Raw genomic sequence first — 20,323 nt, forward strand, 5'->3', positions numbered from 1 at the left:
AATTCATCATTAAGACAAAAATAAACCATGTAGGTTATATTGTATACAATATCCCTTGTGTTACTTTAGATAAACCTGCGCAGGTACAGTAACACCCGAAATGTATAAAACGACGAACGATAAAAACTCAGATCACAGGAAGGAATGTACCAGATGAATGCCAAAAAATCACTGCTGCTACTGATGCTTAGCAGCAGTTACGCCCATGCCATGCAGGATGTGAATATCTCCCATCCGGGGCAATTAACCGAAGATTTTGCCAAACTGCAAATCCATGCCAACCCACATCAGATGGCTAAAGACAAGCCAGCACAACACAGCCAGACTGTTCGTCCCCCACGCACCTTATCACCGGTAGAATTTGAAAAAGTTCAGGCTAATATCGATGCACTGCAACACGGTGTTGAACTTGATGCACAATGGACGCTGGATGCCAGTAAACAGTACCGCGCTGCGCAACAGAGCGTCATGTTAACGAAAAAAACGCAAAGTACGATGAGTGCAGCTGCTTGCACCTCCCCGTCACAACTGCTTGGTTTGCATGGTACGGCTTTGGTTGAAGCTGTTAGCAATGCCCAGCTCAGCAGCTGTTTGTACGGACTTTATAATGCAGGTTTTGTCGGTACCGAGCATTTCACAGACGCTAAAATCCTGACCATCGTTAATGCTATTGTGGAACGTTTAGCTGGATTTGATGGCTCAGACGCCTCTGGTGCTGCAGTTATCGAAAAATTAGTCACTTACCTGCGCGCTATGCACTGGGCAGAAGTTTCAGCCGGTTCGAACCGGGTGTTTCAAACGCAATATCAAAATCAGCTGATTGCTGCTTTTGATGTGTATTTTGGCGGTGAGCATTTTGTAACTTTTAATGGTACTGCTTCACGCAACTTTATGCTGCGTTACGAAATGTTGATTTTAGTCAACAGCTCCAAATCTCCGGCACTGCGTTATTTAGCGCGCTTTAGCGAAGCTATTCAAGGTTATGCTAATACCATCAACCGGAATAATGACTGGGGCGTCGGCTATGAAGAAAGTGGCATGACCCAATTGCTGACGCATTATTTTAATGCCGTCAACAATGGTGGTGCTGAGTTGCAACAGTTGCTCACCGATCAGCCGGAAATTGTCACCCGTCTGCGTGATTTTGTGCTGGCCGATGGTTTATGGCTGGTTGGCCATACCCGTGAATATCAATGGAATGATGCGATTAGTGAAGTTGGCCGGATGCTGAAAATGGGTGGTGCTATTGCCGCTTCTGTTCGTCCGGCAATGCAACATATTCTGAGCACCTATAGTTTTGGCGGCACTGGTTCACAAGGCTGGGTCAATGCCCAAAGCATGGTGAAAAGCTACGACAGCGCTAACTGTGCTTTATACGGCAGCGCCTGTAGTTTTGATTTAGAAAGTACCATTTTATCTGGCAACCACGTTTGTAGCGATACCTTAAAAATCCGCTTCCAGGCGCCAATCTCTGCGCAAAACCTAACCCAAATCTGTACTTCGCTGAGCAGTAAAGAAGCGCATTTCCACCAGACATTTTCGACTTCTGCGCCTGTGACCAATGACAACAACGAAGATCTTGAAGTGGTTATTTTTAAATCTTCGACTGATTACCAAAATTTCGCCGGTGATTTTTTTGACATTAATACCAACAACGGTGGTATGTATTTAGAAGGTACACCATCAGATCCGGACGGTCAGGCACGGTTTATTGCCTACCAGGCAACCTGGTTACAGCCATCATTTGTGGTGTGGAACCTGGAGCATGAATATATTCACTACCTCGATGGTCGTTATAACCAATGGGGCAGCTTCAGCGATCAACCGGACAATCTGGTTTGGTGGGGAGAAGGTTTAGCTGAATATTTGTCACAACCGGACACCAATCCGAATGCCTTAGCGGCCGCGCCAAACAAAACTTACGACTTAAGTCAGCTGTTTCAAACGACCTACGCCAATAGCAACACCGCCCGCACCTATCACTGGGGTTATTTAGCTGTGCGTTATATGTTTGAACGTCAGCGTGCTGAAATAAACGATCCACTGTTGCCAACATTACGCGCTGCAAAATATGAAATTTCCGCTGCACCTTGCAGTTTCGCCTGGGGCTGGCAAGAAAAACCAGTGGCTATCGCGAACAACTGGAGCTGGTTGTATGACGACAGTGCCTGGGGTTCTGGCTACTGGGTATGGACTTGTGGCCAGCCAGTCGTAGAACAAACACCATTGCCTGAATTCACGCCATACCAGGACATCATTGCCAGCTGGAATACCCGTTTTGACGGCGATTTTGACCTGTGGCTGGATTGCCTGGTGGCGGGTGGCGGCACTTGTGCTGTGCAATTCCGTGCTGCCGATCTGGACAAGAACAATGCGGTCGACAAACGTGATGTAGAAGTATTCAACCAGCGTTTACGCAGCAAAATCGGCCTGACCAGTGCGCTGGACTTTAACGTCGATGGCCTGATCAATCAGCTGGATGTGCAGGCGATGATGAAGCTTTGTGATTTACCGCGTTGTGCAATTGCCCAATAAATTTAGCAACAGCGAATGAATCGAACAACTGCGCAATGAAGGACATCATTGCGCAGTAAATCCAGATCAAATCATACAAATATCAGGAAGTAACTTTATGAATATTCTTAAAAAAACATTTTTACCTTTAGTGCTGGCAGCTGCCTCGTTACTTTTTGCCGGCCAGGCACAAGCAGCATTAATCACCATTGAAACAGACAAACAACAGTACCAGGTTGGTGAAAAGGTGACCGCCTTTTTAAAACTGAGCGATGCCAGCAGCCTGATTAGCGGCTTTTTTCTGGCCATGCAATATCAGAATTCAGCTTTGGCGCTGGTAAACTGGGGTCATGGTAATTCGTTTGACGATGGTTTTGGTTCGTATCAGTACGGTGCACATGATGCTGCAAACGGCAGTCTGGCGCTGGAAGATTACGCCGACTGGGCAGCCGATCAGGCGGTGCTTGCAGCGTTGCAGTTGGGCGGTTTTACCTTAGCAAAAATTGAATTTACCGCACTGGCTGCCGGCCAATTCAGTTTAAACCTTGATCCGGCTTATTTTGGCTTGTTAACATTTAGTGGTGATTTATTCCAGCCAGAGTGGATGGATGCCAGTTTTGACGTGATTGCCAACCCTGCGGCAGTGCCTGCAACGCCAGCAATAGCGCTGATGTTCGGTGGTCTAATGTTACTGGGCGTTCAACGTCGGCAGCAGCTGAAATCTGCGGCTAAATCTTTAGCCGCTTAATTTAGAGTACGTTAGGTTAATGATTTATGGGGGCAGAGCATTGAAAACTCTGCCCTTTTTTATCACGCATCAACCTCAACGCAGTTTATCCAGCTTTATTTCATTCGCGGCATTACTTCATAACCTTCGGTGCACAATCTTCAGTACTTAGTCAGTCCGCTGCACGCTTGGTCTGCAACGCCTTTACCGAAAACGATTTATGGAAAAACATGCCATTATTGCAATCCTTGGTCGCCGGTTCACCCGGTCCGATAATCCGAATTTGATCATAACTGTCAGCTGAGGTGTCCTTGGTCAGTAAAGCGGTAAATTGATCAGCGATGACGCCAATCTGATCGCCGTTGGCTGAAACGGCTTCAATATCGGGCTCAAAACTATCAACAATGGCACTGATTTGTTGGCTTAATTCGGCCTGCGTTTCCAATAACACTGGATCCGGTTCGCCTTGCTGCGCTTGTTGTTCAATTTGTGCCGACATCGATTCCAGTAACTTCGTCTGCGTCGCCAACTGCTGCTCCATCAATTCCAGCGGCGCCTGCAATGCAGTCATTTTTTGCTCTGCCTGTTTAAGCTGTTGATACAAAGTGATTTCGTCGTTGCTGAGTTGGCGCTGTTTGACGAACTCACAGTTTTTTAAAATTTGCAGTTGGTAGCTGCTATTGCCGGTAGCTGACGCTGTTGTAGTTGCTGTTGAAGTAGTCGCAGGTGTTGCGACTTGTGAGCTGACAGCCTGACTGCAAGCTGTGGTAGCAAGCAATAAAACCAGCGTCAGACTGAGAAGTTTATGCTGTGGACGGTTAACTGTGGTTGACATGATATGGCTCCTGAATAAGTTCGTTTCAGGTGGATAGTCGTGTTGGTGTTGGAAAAAGTTGTTTTGCAGCGATAAAAAGATGAAAAATATTTCGGCAAAGATTTTTGAAAATGTACTTCGACATGAGTTCTGCAACAGATCTCGCAAAAATTTACGCTATCCGACTTGAGCTACAAATTCCGCAAGCAAGTTCACATCCGTTCTATCCGGCTTACGTTTTGATAGGCACACTGAAAATCAGTTCAAGTTGGAGACACAAGATGACCATAGCTCACTGGCAGGTATCAAGTTTTACAGCGCCCTACACGACTGCTGGCAACAGCGCATTAGTCACAGCCCCACCCTGGTTTTATGCCGGCTGGCTGTTGAATATTTCTTTTGCCTATGCTCCTGTGTTGGCTCGCGGTTGGGTTCCACCACAGTTGGGTGAAGCGACCGGCATTGGCTGTGTCCATTTTGCTGACTGGCAGGCCTGTAGTGATGGCCGTGAATTACTTGACCCGGTGTATGCACAGTATAAAGAAACCATCGTGGTGCTGCAGGTACGCCGCCCGAACGGAACATTGGTTAGCTTTTGCCCGGGTATTTGGGTGGACCAGGATATCTCGATGTTGCGGGGATTATTGCAAGGCTGGCCTAAAAAATTCGGTAGCACCTGGCTCACCCGCTCTCTGCCTTTGCAGCATCCGGCCGCGGCATTTTTACAGCAAGGCAGTAAGCTTGGCGCAAGTCTCAGTTGTAAAGAACGTCGCTTAATCCAGGTAACCGCAACTCTGACCGGTCAACCGGGCGAGCCACTTGGCTTTCTGTCCGATCCTTCGCTGGGATTAGTCGGTTGGCCAGATTTAACCAAACCCAACGAACCTGCAAATTTGCAGTTGATTAGGCCACTTATTGCTGACAAAGTCCAAAGCCAATGGCACCAGGCTACTGCCAAACTTAGCTTTCTCGAGCATCCGTACGAAGAACTCAGTGTGCTTGGCGCGCCAACAGTACTGAACGCCAGTGCCGGTTGGTTAGGCATCACCGTACAAGGTGCAGTACATGTTACCGACTGAAATATCTAAAGAAAATGATAATCACACCGAGCAAACCAGAGAGAAAATAGTGCTGGTGGTTCGTCCGGCCTATGCTCAGGCAATTCATCTGGCGGAGCAGTATTGGCAAATTCATCAGGAAACTGTCCATACTGGCGAACAAATTTCTGGCCTGGCTTTATGTGGAACAAAAAAATGGCTCAATCGGTTAACCGGCAACCTGGCGCTGCTGCGTTAAAACGCTCAAGCTTCCGCCGCTGGCAGATCATGATGCTGCAACAGGTGCATCATCGCCAGATCGGACAAGAATGGACGCCACACTGGCATGACGAATGGTCGGTTGGTGTGGTGGTCGCGGGTGCCTGCCATTGCCAGGTGGACGGCAAACCCTGGTTTCTGCCCGCCGGAACCGTGATGCTGATTGCGCCTGGCACCGTGCATACCGGCGCCCTGCTGCCGCATGCAGACAGCGCAGCAGTTGAGGTGTTGATGTGGTATTTACCAGCAAACTGGCCACAAAGTCAGGGTTTTGTCTGGCCACAAACTAGTAGTTTTGAGTACTTGCCCGACCTTGCCAAAGCCGCAGAATCAGTCGACGACCTGCCGGCTTTTATAACCTGGTTGCATCAGGCGATACCCCAATTGGGACTTCAGGAAAAAGGCCAGTCGTTACCAGAGCTTTCATTACAGGCCAGGCAAATGTTGACTCAGCTACAGCAAATGTTGCTTTCTGGTCAAACTTCAGTTCAGCAAATCGCCAATAAATGTGGGATCAGTCGTGAATTGTTACACCGACAAATTAAAAAGTGGACGGGCATGGCACCACAGCAATATTTGCGCACCTTGCAGTTAAATCGGGCACGACATATGTTACTGGACGGCCAGAGCATTGCAGAAACAGCGGATGCTTGTGGTTTTGCCGATCAAGCGCATTTTACGCGCTGGTTCAGACGTTGTTTTGGTTATTCACCAGGAGATTTACTGGTGGCCGCTCAGGCTCAATAAATGTGGTGAATTGCATAGAGTGGCTTGAAAATAGCGGCGGGTTATAGGCAACAAACGCTGCATTCACCCGCCGCTTTACTTTAGCGATCTGTTAACCGCTGACGCGCTTATACTGCCGGTACTCCGGTTTCCAGAAGTTTGCATCAATTTTACGCAGCAATGCCGCGTCATCCAGTTCCAGCGCATAACCCTGACGCATCGCTACTTTCGCCACTTCAAAGGCGATTTTCTTGGACAGTTCAGCAAGTTGGGTCAGTGGTGGCAGAATGCCACCCTCACCGGTATTGGCAAGTGGTGATGCCGCAGCCAATGTTTCACTGGCCACCCGTAACATATCATCGCTGATGCGCTGCGCTTTCACTGCCAACACGCCCAAACCGATACCAGGGAAGATATAACTGTTGTTACACTGCGCCACCGGATAGGTTTTACCTTTGTATTCAATAGGTTTAAATGGGCTGCCGGTGGCGATAATCACCTGGCCATCGGTCCATTCGATAATTTTTTCTGGCCTTGCTTCAATTTGTTTAATCGGGTTACTGAGCGGCATAATGATCGGAAGCGCACAGTTTTTCTTCATCGCTTTGATCACAGCTTCAGTAAATAGCCCTGCGACACCAGAAACACCTATTAAAATATCGGGCTTGGCGCAGTTCATTACATCGCGTAATGAGGCGTAATCGCCGCTAAATGACCAGTCGGCAATGGTGTCTTTGTGCTGCACCAATACCTGTTGAAAATCGCGTAAATCGGCCATGCCTTCGGTCAACAAACCAAAACGGTCGACCATAAACACCTGGCTGCGCGCCTGTGCATCGGTTAAACCTTCTGACACCATCTGGCTAATGACCTGTTCGGCAATGCCACAACCGGCGGAACCGGCGCCAACAAACACCACTTTCTGGTTAGAAAGCTTCTCGCCTTTACTGCGACAAGCCGCCAGTAAAGTTCCGACGGTCACCGCCGCAGTGCCTTGAATATCATCGTTAAAACAACAGATCTGGTCGCGATAGCGTTTTAACAACGGCATGGCGTTGGGCTGGGCGAAATCTTCAAATTGCACCATCGCTTCCGGCCAGCGGCGTTTCACCGCTTTAATAAACTGATCGACAAATTCGTAGTAGTCATCACCGCTGATCCGACGATGACGATTACCCATGTAGTACGGGTCGTTGAGGAGTTTTTCATTGTTGGTGCCAACATCCAGGCAAACCGGTAAGGTATAAGCTGGGCTAATGCCGCCACAGGCGGTGTATAACGACAATTTACCAATCGAAATCCCCATGCCGCCAATACCCTGGTCACCCAAACCCAGTACCCGCTCACCGTCGGTGACGACAATGACTTTGACTTTTTTCTTGGTGGCACTGCGTAACACGTCATCGAGCTGGTCACGGTCACTGTAGGAAATAAATAAACCACGGGCGCTGCGGTAAATATCAGAAAACCGCTCACAGGCGTCGCCAACCGTTGGGGTGTAGATAATCGGCAGCATTTCTTCTAAATGGTTTTGTAACAAGCGGTGGAACAAAGTTTCGTTGTTGTCCTGCACCACCCGCAAATAAATGTGCTTGTTGATTGGCTCTTCAAACGACGAATACTGCATATAAGCACGGGCTGCTTGTTCTTCAATCGTTTCATAACGCGGTGGTAACAACCCTGTCAGGTTAAAGGCCGCCCGCTCTTCGCGACTGAATGCGCTGCCTTTATTTAATAACGGAGTTTCCAGCAACGCCGGACCGGCGTAATGAGTATACAAAGGGGTATTTTGCTCTGACTGACGCATAAAATTCCTGAAAAATCGGCCAAATGGCACAGAAGTGTGTGGATTTTACCTGTGTTGCTTATGGTAGTAAAATTTCATGCAACTGGTTGGACTAGCCACATTTTAGCAACAAAAGCCTTGTTATGTGGTTTTATTACAGCTTTTGGCGCAGCAATCGACCGTAGGGCGCGACTCAGCCGCAGGCTAGTCCGCCATAAAGTCCGGCGTACTGCCGCTGACGCGGCGAGTAGCGCCCTACCAAAGACAAATACTTTGGTAATTGTTCTTACGCTTACCGCTTAAATTTGGTTTCCAATACAACGGCAGAATTCGTGCGCTCTACCCCGTCTAAATTACCAATATCATCCAGCAAATGACTCAGCTGCTCGGTGCTTTGCGCCTGTACCACAGCGATTAAATCGTATTCGCCGCTAATGGCATACAACTCGCTGATTTGTGGGATTTGCTTTAACTCGACGTTGGTTTTGGTGGTTAGCTTTTGTTTCACTTTGATAGACACATGTGCCGACACCAAAGTACTGACAAATTTTTGTCCATATTCAACCACATAGCCTTTGATGACTCCGGTTTGCTCCAGCCGGTCGATCCTTGTTTGCACCGTCGATCGCGACAAATTCAGCATTCTGGCGAGGTCGGAAATGCTGGTGCGGGCGTTGGTACGCAGAATAGAAAGTAATCGTTCGTCTTCTTTACTTAGCATTTTGTTTGATACTCACGGCATTTTGCTAAAACAAAAACATATATTGCTAATAATGCTACTGCATTTTGTGGGTATTGCCCAATATAATAGAGGAAATCCCTAAAAAACCGCTTCGCCGGTTATCCCGTTAATCCAGAGGTTGCACATGCAAGTCAGCAGAAGTTTATTCGATGAAGTAATGGTCCCAAATTACGCCCCGTCGCCAATAGTGCCGGTCCGCGGTGAAGGTTCCAGATTATGGGATCAACAAGGCCGTGAATTTATCGATTTCGCTGGCGGCATCGCCGTTAACTGCCTTGGCCATTGCCACCCGGCTTTAGTTAAAGCTTTGACCGAACAAGCCAATAAACTTTGGCATTTATCCAACACCATGACCAACGAACCAGCCTTAATGCTGGCAAAACGTCTGGTCGACAACACCTTCGCAGACAAAGTCTATTTCGCCAACTCTGGCGCCGAAGCCAACGAAGCAGCACTGAAGTTAGTGCGCCGCGTCGCGTTAAATAATTACGGCCCGGAAAAAACCCAAATCATCGCCTTTAAACAAGGTTTCCACGGACGTACTTTGTTTACCGTTTCGGTCGGTGGTCAGCCTGCTTATTCAGACGGTTTTGGTCCAAAGCCTGCCGATATTGACCACGCTGAATACAACAACCTCGACAGCTTAAAAGCGCTGATTTCGGACAAAACCTGTGCCGTGGTGTTAGAGCCACTGCAAGGCGAAGGCGGCATCATCAGCCCGACGGTTGAATTTATTCAGGGTGTGCGCGCGCTGTGTAATCAGCACAATGCGTTATTAGTATTTGATGAAGTGCAATCTGGCGTTGGCCGTACCGGTGATTTATACGCCTACATGGGTTTAGGGGTTGTGCCTGATGTGCTGACCACTGCCAAAGCTTTAGGCGGCGGCTTCCCGATTGGCGCCATGCTGACCACCAACGACATTGCCAAACATTTAGTGGTTGGCACCCACGGTAGCACTTACGGTGGTAACCCGCTGGCCTGCGCCGTTGGTTTAGCCGCTTTTGATACCGTCAACACGCCGGAAGTATTAAACGGCGTCAAAGTGCGTGAACAATTATTCCGCGACGGCTTAAACGCCATCAACGCTAAATACCAGGTCTTCAGCGAAATTCGTGGTAAAGGTTTATTGTTAGGCGCGGCGTTAAGCGCAGATTACGCCGGTAAATCCCGCGATTTTATGCTGGCTGCCGCTGAACAAGGTTTATTGGTGCTGATGGCCGGTTATAACGTGGTGCGTTTTGCGCCATCGTTAATTATCCCGGAAGCGGACATCAAAGCCGGTTTAGAGCGGTTTGAAGCAGCGATTGCCAAGCTGGTTGCTGCAACTGCAGCAGCTAAAAGCGCTGGCTAATGGTTGTATTGGGTAGCAGCACCATCGCTACCGTCGAATAATGCTGGTGGCAGTTAAGCCATCAGCATTTTTGTTTCTTGTGTTTAATTGGAAGATACCAGATGTTATTGATCCGCCCGATCCAACAGTCGGACTACCCGGCCCTGATGCAAATCGCCGCCGAATCAGGCGCTGGTTTTACCTCGTTGCCGGTGAATGAGCAAAAACTCAAACAAAAAATTGCCCATTCCGAGCACAGCTTTGCCGTCGAGACCGATAAACCTGGGAATCAGGGTTATTTGTTTGTGCTGGAAGATACCGAAAGCGGTGAAATTCTGGGGACTTCCGGTATTGAAGCATCGGTGGGTTTAAGTACCCCGCTCTACCATTTTCACCAAAGCACTGTGGTGCATCACTCGAACGAGTTGAATGTATTTAATCCAGTCGAAGTGCTGACCATGTGTAACGATTACACCGGCGTTTCTGAAATCTGTACTTTATTTTTACGCGAGCCGTTTCGCAATGGCCTAAATGGCCGGTTTTTATCCAAGGTGCGGTTTTTGTTTATGGCTGAGCAGCCAAAGCGTTTTGCCAAATTGGTGATCGCCGAAATGCGTGGTGTCGCCGACGACAACGCCCTGCCGCCATTCTGGCAATGGTTGCAAACCTATTTTTTCAGCATCGACTTCCCTACTGCCGACCATATGATTGGTGTTGGTAACAAAGGTTTTATTGCTGATTTGATGCCACGTCATCCGATTTACGTCAGCTTGTTGCCAGCTTCTGCGCAGCAAGTGATTGGCGAAGTGCATGAAAACACCAAGCCAGCGCTGAAACTGTTGGAAAACGAAGGTTTTATTCACCGTGGTTATGTTGATTTGTTTGATGCCGGCCCCACCGTAGAAGCGCAACTTAAACAAATCAAATCAGTGCGGCAAAGTCATCGCGTCAAAGTGGCGATTGAGCCAGATGCTGCTATCCGCAAAGGGGCTAATCAGCTGGCGGTTTGTAACTGTGAAACCCTGAACTTCCGCGCTACTTTTACTGATGATTGTCGTTTTGACAGCGAGCTTAATGCGTTGTTAATCAGCCCGGCGGCGGCTGACGCATTAAAAGTCGCTGACGGTGATTTTGTTCGTTATTTAAATTTAGATAAGGGTGCCAAATGAGTCAGCCAGTACAATTTATCCAGGGCCAATGGCAAGCCGGTTTTGGTGCGCCATTTAGCTCAATGAACCCGGCCAATGGCGCTATCGTGTGGCAAGGCCAAAGTGCTGATGCGCAACAAGTTGATGCGGCAATTCAGGCAGCACGCAAAGCCTTTATCGACTGGTCACAATGGCCGTTGTCTGAACGTATTAACGTGGTGCAGGCCTTTGCTGAGCAATTAAAAGAACATGCTGAAGCGATGGCAGTATTGATTGCTGAAGAAACCGGCAAAGCCTTGTGGGAAAGCCGCACTGAAGTGGCGGCGATGACGGGTAAAATCGCTATTTCTATCAAAGCCCACGCCGAGCGTACCGGCACCGTCGAAAACCCGATGCCAGGCGCTAAAGCTTATATCCGCCATAAACCGCATGGTGTAGTAGCCGTGTTTGGTCCTTACAACTTTCCGGGGCATTTACCGAACGGGCATATAGTTCCGGCCATTATTGCTGGTAACGCGGTGCTGTTTAAGCCGTCAGAACTGACACCAAAAGTTGCTGAATTTACAGTGAAACTCTGGCAACAGGCTGGTATTCCGGCGGGTGTGATTAGCTTATTACAAGGCGAAGTGGCCACCGGCAAAGCGCTGGCCAGTCACCCGGGTATTGATGGTTTGTTTTTTACCGGCAGCTCCAATACCGGGCACTTTTTGCATCAGCAATTTGCTGGTCAGCCGGGCAAAATTCTGGCGCTGGAAATGGGCGGTAATAACCCACTGATCGTGAAAAACGTCGGCAACATCGACGCTGCGGTACACGATATTATTCAATCAGCATTTTTAAGCAGTGGCCAGCGTTGTACCTGTGCTCGCCGCTTGTTTCTGGAAAATTCAGCCAATGGCGACGCTATTCTGGCAAAACTGATTCAGGCCAGCCGCAACATTCGGGTTGCCGAGCCTTTTGCCACAGAGCAGCCGTTTTATGGCGCGATGATTAGCGAAAAAGCCGCGCTTGGCATGGTCAAAGCGCAGGCTGATATTCAGGCCGCTGGTGGCATTTCGCTGCTGGAATTAACCCATATCCAACCGGGTACTGGTTTTGTCACGCCTGGCATTATTGATGTTACTGACGCCAAGCCTTTGCCGGACGAAGAACACTTTGGCCCATTATTAAAAGTCTATCGTTACACCGATTTTGATGCGGCAATCGCTGAGGCGAATAATACCGCTTATGGTTTATCAGCAGGTTTACTTGCAGATGATGCTGCGGATTATCAGTACTTTTTTGCCCGTATTCGTGCCGGCATCGTCAACTGGAACAAACCAATCACTGGCGCGTCCAGTGCAGCGCCTTTTGGCGGTATTGGTAAAAGTGGCAATCATCGCGCCAGCGCTTATTATGCGGCCGATTATTGTGCCTATCCGGTGGCATCAGTGGAAGCGGACGAAATTTCATTGCCTGCAACACTGAATCCTGGACTAAAAATCTAATTGGTCCGAGATCAATTTTTTTCTGTATACATTTTATAAACTATCTATTTAGCTGTTTTATATAGGATTGATCATGCATACCAACGTCAACGAACTTTTTGCCAAACTGTGGGAAAACTACCTGACTGTCACCCCATCGGCAGAAAAAATTCATGCGCTGCTCGGCTCGTCGCAACAAGATGATGTGGTGAATGACCATATTGCGCTGCGGACTTTTAATCTGCCGCAAATTGGCCTGGAAAAACTGGCCGCGCATTTTCTGGCTTTGGGTTATGTCGAAGGTGGTGAATATCACTTTGAGTCGAAAAAACTGTACGCTAAACATTATGAACACCCGGATGCCAATGTCCCGAAAGTGTTTATCTCGGAATTATTGCTGGAAAAATGCTCGCCAGAGTTACAGCAAATTATTACAGCTTTAGTAGCACAGCTGGATCCTGCGGTGACCACAGCAGATAACTTCCTGTATTCAGGTCGGCACTGGGCCATTGATCAGGCGACTTATCAGCAGTTATTGACTGAAAGTGAATACGCTGCCTGGACTGCGGTCTGGGGTTTTCGCGCCAACCATTTCACCGTCTCAGTGAATGCTTTAAGCAATTTTGAAACTCTGGATTCAGTCAATCAAGAGCTGAAAAAAGCCGGTTTTGCGCTGAATACTTCAGGCGGTGAAATTAAAGGCAGCCCGGACGTGTTGTTAAAACAATCCTCAACGCTTGCCGACGAAGCACCGGTCGAATTTACTGATGGTACAGCAATGATCCCAAGCTGTTTCTACGAGTTCGCCCGCCGTTTCCCAACGGCTGATGGTAGTCTGTACCGTGGTTTTGTGGCGGCTTCAGCGGACAAAATTTTCGAAAGCACCAACGCCCGTTAAGAACCGTTTCTGCTTCAAAGCTCCGCTGATTTGTTAAATCTGGGGTCAGGGTCAGTTGTTAATTTTAGTTTGTTAACAGTTGACTCTGACGGCCATTACTCAAATGTTCCATCAACCACAGCTGATAATAGCTTGCGGCTTCGCTGTTAAAACCTGCGGAATGCGGGTTAATAAACCCATGTTGATACGAAGTCAGATAGCTTTGAACCAACGCCCGCTGCGCCAGTTGATCATGTAATTGTTCAACATTAAAATGCGTTTCTTGTGCCCAAATACAGGTAGTGCGTACCAAGGGCTGCAACTCGTTGCAATGGCGAATTTGCCCACCATAAAAACACCATGCCTGGGTTAACCAAGGCAGCGGCTGTGCCGTCAGTTGCCACAAAGCTGCAGCCCCGGCGCTAAAACCGATGGCAATAAACGGCTCTTGCTGGGTTTGCAAGCTGTGCTGCAGCTTTTTGACATAGGCGTCCATGCCACCCTGTTGCAAAAAACGTTGATAGGCCAGTTCATCTGCCGCTCGTGCCGGCGGCAATGCAGTCAACCTAGCAGTTGCTACAGCGATATCGGTAAACTGCGCTTTATATGGCGACACCAGTTCCAGAGTAAGGTCTGCTGCTTGTACTAGCGGCGTTAACCAGGCCACTAATTCCGGCGTTTCCCCAAAAATATCGGTAGCGACTATTAACTTCATTTACTCTCCACAGCCGTTTGTCATGAAAGCTGGTATTAAAACCGGTTTATCGGCAACTTCAGATACTGCACGCCATTTTCTTCGGCTTTTGGAAATTGCCCGGCCCGCATATTCACCTGCACCGCTGGCAACATCAACTTTGGCATCGATAACGTTGCATCACGTTGCTCGCGCATCTGCACAAATTCAGCCTGACTGACCCCTTGATGCAAATGGATATTGGCATTGATCTGTTCACCAATGGTGGTTTGAAAACAGAATTCGTTGCGTCCCGCGGCTTTGTAATCGTGACAAAGGAACATCCGGGTTTCTTTAGGTAGCGCAAATAACCGCTGTGCCGACTGATACAAAATTTCGGCGCTGCCGCCGGGGAAATCACAACGCGCACTACCATAATCCGGCATAAACAAAGTGTCGCCGACAAAAACGGCATCACCTATCAGATAAGACACACAAGCTGGTGTATGACCTGGCGTATGCAGCACCTGGATCGATAATTCCCCGAGCGGCAATTGTTCGTTATCATCAAGCAAATGGTCAAACTGACTGCCGTTGCAGCAAAATTCTGGCTCCGTGTGAAAAACGCCGGCAAACACCTGCTGCACTTCAGTAATGTGACGACCAATCGCCGTACTGCCCCCCAACTGCTGTTTTAAATAAGGCGCTGCGGATAAATGGTCAGCGTGGACATGGGTTTCCAAAATCCATTGTAATGTCAGTTGATGCTGCTGCAGGTAATCAGTAATTTGCGTAACGCCGTGCGTTGCAGTACGACAGGCGGCAGCGTCAAAATTCAGCACCGGATCAATCACCGCCGCATTATTAGTTTGTTGACAGAACACCACATAGCTATAGGTGTTTGAATCTGGATCGAAAAACTCCTGAATACCTGGTTTCATCTTCGCTTTGGCCCTTTCACATCTACATTAAAGCTTTTAAATCAGCCGAATCAAAAAATCCGACACTTTGAAAAACTATAGCAAAGGCCATAAAGAACCAAAAGAGCTAAGCTTATTCAGTTTTGTTATTAATAACGTCTCTTCAACATTTCTCTGGCTGCAGCCCAGATTGGTCGTCGGTTTTCTCGGCCAAACGTAATTCAGCACTTCCTGATTTAGCCATCCATACCGCTAATTGTAATAAATCTGTCACAACAACAAAATATGCTGCGCCGGTCTTTAAACTGTTGTCCATTGAGGTTGTATGAAGATTGCACAAAAGTTAATGTTGACCATGGCCGCTGCAATGTTGTTAGGTGTTGTCAGCGCCGTAAGCGTCACGGCCTATCTGGCACAAGACAAAGCACAACAAGCTTTGTTAACCGCAGTCGAGCACCAATTTACCGCAGTGGCCAAAGGCCGCGAACAAGCTTTAACCTTATTTATCAACAGCCAACGTGATTTATTACTGAGTCTTGCTAAAAACCGCACCACTCAGGATGCGCTCTATGCGATGGAGCGCCCTTTTTCTTCTTATCGGTATGAAGTTGCAAATCCGGGCGAACAAGCGCTGAAAGCTGGCATGTTGCAATGGTATCAACAAAAATATCAATCTTATGCCAACAGCATCAATCCTACTCTGCAGTTGCCGTTTGACAAATGGCTGAACAGTGCCAGTCAGGAAACCTTGTTATTGCAGCATTATTATTTGCAAACCAACGAGCAAGCGCCGGACAAGCTAAGTAGCCTGACCGATCGCGCTGATGGCTCGGTGTATGGCCAGCAGCATAAAAAATATCATCAGAGTTTTTTAGAAGTCACCCAGAGGTACCAGTTACAAGAACTGTATCTGGTGGAGGCTAAAGGATTAAATGTGGTGTATTCGGTAGCGAAAAGCCCGGTGTTTGCCACATCGTTAAAAGACGGTGCATTTGCCAGTACTGCACTGGCAGCTACGGTGAAACAGGTGCTGGCGAAACCGCAACTGCAATGGCTGGTATCAGCACCAACGGCGTTCTCCGGTTTTTTTGAGCAACAAGTGCTGTTTATGGTAGCACCGGTATTTAATTCATTATCGGGATCAGATCAGCCGATTGGCGCTTTGGTACTGCAGCTACCAGTACAGGCGCTAACTGATTTAACAACCAATCAACAACACTGGGCTGATATCGGGCTTGGCAACAGTGGTGAAAGTTACCTGGTTGGTAGTAATCATCTGCTGGTCAGTGCATTGCGGCCGCAACTGAGCAATAGCCGCGAGTTTTATGCACAATACCCGGCAATGGGCGCGGTAGCTGATCACTATGGCTTGTCGGGTAAACTAAAACTGCAAAGCGCTGAAGTGGATGCAGCCTTACAAGGTAAGTCGGGTCATACCGAAACCGTTGATTATAGGAACATTCCGGTACTGGTTAATTATCAACCGGTGCAGATTGGCGGCGATACGTATGCCCTCATTACCCAGCAAGATAAAAGTGAAGCTTATGCAGCTTTGGCTGAACTTGGCAGCAATATCCGCTGGGTTAGTTTGTTCACGGTGCTGTTGCTCAGTCTGTGTGCTTTAGGCTTTGCTTATCGGTTTGGCCGCACTATCGCCGCACCGATGGCCAATTTGTCCGGCCAACTGGCCAATGCTGCCAACAACCACGACCTATCGTTACATTTTGCCGAACAAGGTGAATTTGAAATCAAAGCCATGGCCAGCGGCTTAAATCAGCTGTTTGGTAAGTTGTCCGCATTGCTGCAACAAATGTTGGCAGCCAGTGCCAGTAATCATCAACAGTCCGGCGCACAGTTACTGATCAGTCAGCAATGTAAAGACGATGTCCATCAACAAAAAAGTGCCTTGTTACAACTACAACAGGTCGCATTGCAAAGCCAACAAGCACAACAACAAATGCAGCTGCAATTACAACAAGCAGCCAGCGCTGCCACCGCTGCCAATACCGAATCTGCCGCCGGTCAACAGCAAGTACTGCAACTGACCGATTTTATTCGCCATTTGACAACTCAGGTTGAGCATTCCACCCAAAGTATGGAATCGTTGCAGCTGGCCGCCAAAGACATCGTCCAGGTGCTGGATACCATCCGTGGTGTAGCAGAACAAACCAATTTGCTGGCACTTAATGCCGCCATTGAAGCCGCCCGCGCCGGTGAGCATGGACGTGGTTTTGCCGTGGTCGCCGATGAAGTGCGTCGCCTTTCGGCCGGTACCGAACTGGCAACCAAGGAAATCCAGTTGATGCTGGACCGGCTGAGTGTCTCGGTCAAAGACACCACCGCCGGGCTGGAGCAGGAGCAACAGACTGCTCGCAACTGTCTGGACAAAGCGCTGCATACCGAACAAGCGCTGGCCCAAACCCGCGATGCCATTGCGCTGATTGTTGACGCCAGTTCGATGATTGCCAGGTTAAGTGATGCCGAAGTACTACGCAGTAGCGAAATCAGCGCTGCCCTTGATGATATTAACCACAGCGCCAGCGCTACTGATTTAGCAATGACCGAACTTGCTACGCAGGCTTATCAACAGCAACAACTCAGCAGTCAACTGCAGCAAAGTGCTAAATTACTCAAACTAAGTGACGCGTTGTAACGGATACCATTTCACTGTACAAGGTATTTTGAAATTGGAATAAACAGCTAACGCTCGTCAGAAACAAAAAAGCCTGAGTTTCATGACTCAGGCTTTTTTTACGTTTTAAGTATAAACTTCAGACGCTTAAGACGTCTTGCTGCAACCTGGTGATAGCCTGCACAACTTGTTGACTGCTTTGTTCCAGCTGGTTAAGCGCCCGGTTAAAGGCGGAACTGTCTTTATTCTGCTGTGCAGCGAAAGCCGCTTTAGCCGCTTCATGCACACCACGATGCGGTTGTTCAATGCTTCTGAAACTTTGCAGCTGGCCATAATGTTTGTAGCCATAACCACTGCTGGTGCACCAGTTGTTATATTTTTTCTCCGCATGCGACGCCGGAAGTGGCTGCTCTGCAGATAACGCCTGATAGACATGGGCTTTGAAACTGGCGTAGTCCAGCTTTAAACCATTTAAGTAAGTCAGTGTAGTTGTACTACGGATCAATTTTTTCATCGCTTCTGAGCGGTCAATCACCTGAGTTACCACGGTATCAATCTGTTTTGATGATAACGCTACATCTGCCGCACTTTGTTGGCTTTGCGACACCATGGCTTTGATATTGTTGGTTTGTTCGATAACTTTACGGATCAAACTTTCAATTTGCTTACTGGCTTCGTTAGCTTTTTTGGCTAATTGTCGTACTTCGTCAGCAACCACGGCAAAACCACGCCCTGCTTCACCAGCCCGCGCCGCTTCAATCGCGGCATTCAGCGCCAGTAAGTTCGTTTGATCAGAAATTTCCTGAATACTGGAAATTAACTGCGTAATAGAACTGGCTGTGCCATCCAGGACGTTCGCAGTATCAGCGCTTTGATTGGCGTGTTCAGTAATATGCACCGCCCGGGTTTCCAGCGTGCGAATGGCTGTTTGGGTTTGGCCGAAAATATCTTCCAGTTTTGCCAGTGCCGTGCGCTCATCAATCAGGTTTCCGGCGAGTTCGTTCACCGTGTCCTGGATCATCACCAGCATTTCAGTACCTTGCTGTTGCACGGTATTGAGCTGTTGCGCAGTTTGCAATTGCAGTGACAATAATTGCTGTTGCTGGTGCATTTCGGCAACTTCATACTGATGTTGCTGTTTATTGGCCTGGAGCTGTTGTTGTGAGTCTTTAAGTTGTTGTCTTAGTTCTTCATTTTCTTTTTTTAGCGCACTATTAAAAAACATAACTCCCCCTGGAGAATTCAATTATTCGTCCATCCTAAGCGATGCCGAATACTGAATGAAAGGGGTTACTGCTGTTTAAAGTCAAAATTGCTGAAATTAATTTTTCTTTTTTGAACTTTTCAGTTTTTTAAACAAAAAAGTCACGGTGCGCTGAAAGCACCGTGACTTAGGCTGCGATTTTAAGCCAGCGGCTTAACTAATCAGACTACGCAACATCCAGGCATTTTTTTCATGAATTTGCATCCGTTGGGTCAACAAATCTAAGGTAGGTTCATCCGAAGCTTTATCGGCCACCGGCACTATCGACCGCGCAGTTTTAGCGATAGCTTCCTGGCCTTTCACTAAATCCTTAATCATTTCATCGGCAGACGGATGGCCTTCGGCTTCTTTAATACTGGTCAGTTTGGCAAATTCTTTGTAAGACCCGGGGGCGAATTCGCCTAAAGCGCGGATCCGTTCGGCGATAAGATCAACCGCGAGCGCCAGCTCGGTATACTGAGTTTCAAATAAGGTATGTAAGCCCTGAAACATCGGGCCTGTGACATTCCAATGATAATTATGAGTTTTCAGATACAAAGTGTAGGTGTCGGCCAATAGCGCAGACAATCCGGCTGTGATGTCTTTACGGTCGCTTTCTTCAATACCAATATTAATTTTCATCAAATCACCTGTCAGGTTGAGAGTGGTCAAAGCTACAAGAAACATAGCGAATAAATATCAGTTATCACAAGTTGTGGTGGCGCAAAAGGAACAAATCAACCACTGGCATCAGCTTTCTTTTTGCTATAAATTCAATGCAGTGGGTATCAAAAGTACCATACACCTCATTTGTCGGTTAAAAGGAGCAAGGATGAAATACCTGATTAAACAAAAAATATTTAGTTTGACCGACAGTTTCGAAATTGAAGATGAAACCGGTCAGGTGGTGATCACCGCCAAAGGCAAATTCTTCAGCATTTCCAGCAGCCAGACTTTATACGACCAACGTGGTAATGAGCTTCTGAAGATTAAACGTAAATATCTGACGCTGTTGCCGGCCTGCAAACTGTTGTGTGCCGATGGCAGCGAGTGGTTGATCCGTAAATGTTTTTGGCCGTTCTGGACCAGCCGTTTTACCATCACTGGCCCGGCCGGTGAACTCGAAATCAACGGCAATCTCTGGCAACACGAATATAAAATTAGTAAAAATGGCGCACCACTGGCTGCGATATCAAAGACTTGGTTCAGCTGGTCAGATACCTACGGCGTTGAAATTTTTGAGCCTTCGTTAACCGCCCAGTTACTAGCGGCTGTGATCGTGATTGATCGCATCCAGCATTCTGGCCGAAATTCGAATTTAGATGATTAAACCCAGCGGCAATTTTTTGCCGCTTTTCAGTGCATAGCCGTTCGTTTATGCGTACACTTAGCTTTATCTAATGTAT

The 20,323-nt window shown here is 47.9% G+C and carries 18 protein-coding genes; 11 read left to right on the forward strand and 7 right to left on the reverse strand.

Translation table 11 applies throughout. The features are described 5' to 3' along the window. The first annotated feature begins 153 nt into the window (after positions 1 to 153). Together A5320_RS12905 and A5320_RS12910 are read left to right on the forward strand one after the other, a co-directional pair. Complete coding sequence (locus A5320_RS12905) at positions 154 to 2,535, forward strand: collagenase (RefSeq protein ID WP_068065403.1); 2,382 nt, start codon at positions 154 to 156, stop codon at positions 2,533 to 2,535. 97 nt (positions 2,536 to 2,632) lie between these two features. Further along, a complete protein-coding gene (locus tag A5320_RS12910; protein WP_068065407.1) occupies positions 2,633 to 3,262 on the forward strand; it encodes a hypothetical protein in 630 nt (209 codons plus the stop codon). Between the two features lie 151 nt (positions 3,263 to 3,413). On the opposite strand, the gene A5320_RS12915 is transcribed toward A5320_RS12910, so the two are convergent. Further along, positions 3,414 to 4,076 (reverse strand): hypothetical protein, encoded by a 663-nt coding sequence (locus tag A5320_RS12915; RefSeq protein WP_068065410.1) that lies wholly within the window; start codon positions 4,074 to 4,076, stop codon positions 3,414 to 3,416. 260 nt (positions 4,077 to 4,336) lie between these two features. Here A5320_RS12915 and A5320_RS12920 point away from each other — a divergent pair, with 260 nt between their 5' ends. From A5320_RS12920 to A5320_RS12930, 3 genes are read left to right on the forward strand one after another with little or no spacing between them, the layout of a single operon-like run. After that, positions 4,337 to 5,134: an acetoacetate decarboxylase family protein gene (locus tag A5320_RS12920; protein WP_068065413.1), complete on the forward strand. Its 798-nt coding sequence runs from the start codon at positions 4,337 to 4,339 to the stop codon at positions 5,132 to 5,134. Beyond that, positions 5,121 to 5,351, forward strand: a complete 231-nt coding sequence (locus tag A5320_RS12925) for a DUF2000 family protein (RefSeq protein WP_068065416.1) — start codon at positions 5,121 to 5,123, stop codon at positions 5,349 to 5,351. Before A5320_RS12920 ends, A5320_RS12925 begins: the two co-directional genes overlap by 14 nt. Then, the gene (locus tag A5320_RS12930; RefSeq protein WP_197490110.1) at positions 5,309 to 6,118 is read left to right on the forward strand and encodes a helix-turn-helix domain-containing protein; all 810 of its coding nucleotides are present in this window, start codon (positions 5,309 to 5,311) and stop codon (positions 6,116 to 6,118) included. The genes A5320_RS12925 and A5320_RS12930 overlap by 43 nt, the downstream gene beginning before the upstream one ends. Positions 6,119 to 6,209: 91 nt before the next feature. Here A5320_RS12930 and A5320_RS12935 read toward each other — a convergent pair whose 3' ends face one another. Together A5320_RS12935 and A5320_RS12940 are read right to left on the reverse strand one after the other, a co-directional pair. Next, the gene (locus A5320_RS12935; protein ID WP_068065421.1) at positions 6,210 to 7,904 is read right to left on the reverse strand and encodes an NAD-dependent malic enzyme; all 1,695 of its coding nucleotides are present in this window, start codon (positions 7,902 to 7,904) and stop codon (positions 6,210 to 6,212) included. A 271-nt stretch (positions 7,905 to 8,175) separates the two neighbouring features. Continuing rightward, entirely contained in the window at positions 8,176 to 8,604 is a 429-nt protein-coding gene (locus A5320_RS12940; protein ID WP_068065424.1) for an Lrp/AsnC family transcriptional regulator, read from the reverse strand. Positions 8,605 to 8,749: 145 nt separating this feature from the next. Between A5320_RS12940 and A5320_RS12945 the strand changes: the two genes are divergently transcribed. From A5320_RS12945 to A5320_RS12960, 4 genes are all read left to right on the forward strand, one after another. Further along, positions 8,750 to 9,979 (forward strand): aspartate aminotransferase family protein, encoded by a 1,230-nt coding sequence (locus tag A5320_RS12945; protein ID WP_068065427.1) that lies wholly within the window; start codon positions 8,750 to 8,752, stop codon positions 9,977 to 9,979. A gap of 101 nt (positions 9,980 to 10,080) precedes the next feature. After that, positions 10,081 to 11,127, forward strand: coding sequence for an arginine N-succinyltransferase (astA, locus tag A5320_RS12950; RefSeq protein WP_068065430.1), 1,047 nt, complete (start codon positions 10,081 to 10,083; stop codon positions 11,125 to 11,127). Then, on the forward strand, positions 11,124 to 12,593 hold the full coding sequence (gene astD / locus A5320_RS12955; protein WP_068065435.1) for a succinylglutamate-semialdehyde dehydrogenase: 1,470 nt from the start codon (positions 11,124 to 11,126) through the stop codon (positions 12,591 to 12,593). Before astA ends, astD begins: the two co-directional genes overlap by 4 nt. Positions 12,594 to 12,666: 73 nt before the next feature. After that, on the forward strand, positions 12,667 to 13,470 hold the full coding sequence (locus tag A5320_RS12960) for a DUF1338 domain-containing protein (protein ID WP_068065438.1): 804 nt from the start codon (positions 12,667 to 12,669) through the stop codon (positions 13,468 to 13,470). Positions 13,471 to 13,534: 64 nt separating this feature from the next. Here A5320_RS12960 and A5320_RS12965 read toward each other — a convergent pair whose 3' ends face one another. Beyond that, entirely contained in the window at positions 13,535 to 14,164 is a 630-nt protein-coding gene (locus tag A5320_RS12965) for a dienelactone hydrolase family protein (RefSeq protein WP_068065440.1), read from the reverse strand. Positions 14,165 to 14,199: 35 nt separating this feature from the next. Beyond that, entirely contained in the window at positions 14,200 to 15,063 is an 864-nt protein-coding gene (locus A5320_RS12970) for an MBL fold metallo-hydrolase (protein ID WP_068065443.1), read from the reverse strand. 304 nt (positions 15,064 to 15,367) lie between these two features. Here A5320_RS12970 and A5320_RS12975 point away from each other — a divergent pair, with 304 nt between their 5' ends. Then, a complete protein-coding gene (locus A5320_RS12975) occupies positions 15,368 to 17,695 on the forward strand; it encodes a methyl-accepting chemotaxis protein (protein WP_068065446.1) in 2,328 nt (775 codons plus the stop codon). A gap of 118 nt (positions 17,696 to 17,813) precedes the next feature. On the opposite strand, the gene A5320_RS12980 is transcribed toward A5320_RS12975, so the two are convergent. Beyond that, positions 17,814 to 18,899, reverse strand: coding sequence for a methyl-accepting chemotaxis protein (locus A5320_RS12980; protein ID WP_068065449.1), 1,086 nt, complete (start codon positions 18,897 to 18,899; stop codon positions 17,814 to 17,816). Positions 18,900 to 19,091: 192 nt separating this feature from the next. Then, positions 19,092 to 19,559 carry a Dps family protein gene (locus tag A5320_RS12985; RefSeq protein ID WP_068065452.1) on the reverse strand — a complete coding sequence of 156 codons (468 nt, stop codon included), beginning with the start codon at positions 19,557 to 19,559 and terminating at the stop codon, positions 19,092 to 19,094. A gap of 190 nt (positions 19,560 to 19,749) precedes the next feature. Here A5320_RS12985 and A5320_RS12990 point away from each other — a divergent pair, with 190 nt between their 5' ends. After that, the gene (locus A5320_RS12990) at positions 19,750 to 20,247 is read left to right on the forward strand and encodes an LURP-one-related/scramblase family protein (protein WP_068065455.1); all 498 of its coding nucleotides are present in this window, start codon (positions 19,750 to 19,752) and stop codon (positions 20,245 to 20,247) included. Positions 20,248 to 20,323: the final 76 nt, after the last annotated feature.

This window comes from Rheinheimera sp. SA_1, assembly GCF_001669775.1.
In the GTDB taxonomy this organism is placed as follows: domain Bacteria; phylum Pseudomonadota; class Gammaproteobacteria; order Enterobacterales; family Alteromonadaceae; genus Pararheinheimera.

Bases quoted from the DNA above. Each gene is read 5' to 3' on its own strand.
- A5320_RS12905 (WP_068065403.1), top strand. From the start codon at position 154: ATGAATGCCAAAAAATCACTGCTGCTACTGATGCTTAGCAGCAGTTAC.
- A5320_RS12910 (WP_068065407.1), top strand. From the start codon at position 2,633: ATGAATATTCTTAAAAAAACATTTTTACCTTTAGTGCTGGCAGCTGCC.
- A5320_RS12915 (WP_068065410.1), bottom strand. From the start codon at position 4,076: ATGTCAACCACAGTTAACCGTCCACAGCATAAACTTCTCAGTCTGACG.
- A5320_RS12920 (WP_068065413.1), top strand. From the start codon at position 4,337: ATGACCATAGCTCACTGGCAGGTATCAAGTTTTACAGCGCCCTACACG.
- A5320_RS12925 (WP_068065416.1), top strand. From the start codon at position 5,121: ATGTTACCGACTGAAATATCTAAAGAAAATGATAATCACACCGAGCAA.
- A5320_RS12930 (WP_197490110.1), top strand. From the start codon at position 5,309: ATGGCTCAATCGGTTAACCGGCAACCTGGCGCTGCTGCGTTAAAACGC.
- A5320_RS12935 (WP_068065421.1), bottom strand. From the start codon at position 7,904: ATGCGTCAGTCAGAGCAAAATACCCCTTTGTATACTCATTACGCCGGT.
- A5320_RS12940 (WP_068065424.1), bottom strand. From the start codon at position 8,604: ATGCTAAGTAAAGAAGACGAACGATTACTTTCTATTCTGCGTACCAAC.
- A5320_RS12945 (WP_068065427.1), top strand. From the start codon at position 8,750: ATGCAAGTCAGCAGAAGTTTATTCGATGAAGTAATGGTCCCAAATTAC.
- astA (WP_068065430.1), top strand. From the start codon at position 10,081: ATGTTATTGATCCGCCCGATCCAACAGTCGGACTACCCGGCCCTGATG.
- astD (WP_068065435.1), top strand. From the start codon at position 11,124: ATGAGTCAGCCAGTACAATTTATCCAGGGCCAATGGCAAGCCGGTTTT.
- A5320_RS12960 (WP_068065438.1), top strand. From the start codon at position 12,667: ATGCATACCAACGTCAACGAACTTTTTGCCAAACTGTGGGAAAACTAC.
- A5320_RS12965 (WP_068065440.1), bottom strand. From the start codon at position 14,164: ATGAAGTTAATAGTCGCTACCGATATTTTTGGGGAAACGCCGGAATTA.
- A5320_RS12970 (WP_068065443.1), bottom strand. From the start codon at position 15,063: ATGAAACCAGGTATTCAGGAGTTTTTCGATCCAGATTCAAACACCTAT.
- A5320_RS12975 (WP_068065446.1), top strand. From the start codon at position 15,368: ATGAAGATTGCACAAAAGTTAATGTTGACCATGGCCGCTGCAATGTTG.
- A5320_RS12980 (WP_068065449.1), bottom strand. From the start codon at position 18,899: ATGTTTTTTAATAGTGCGCTAAAAAAAGAAAATGAAGAACTAAGACAA.
- A5320_RS12985 (WP_068065452.1), bottom strand. From the start codon at position 19,559: ATGAAAATTAATATTGGTATTGAAGAAAGCGACCGTAAAGACATCACA.
- A5320_RS12990 (WP_068065455.1), top strand. From the start codon at position 19,750: ATGAAATACCTGATTAAACAAAAAATATTTAGTTTGACCGACAGTTTC.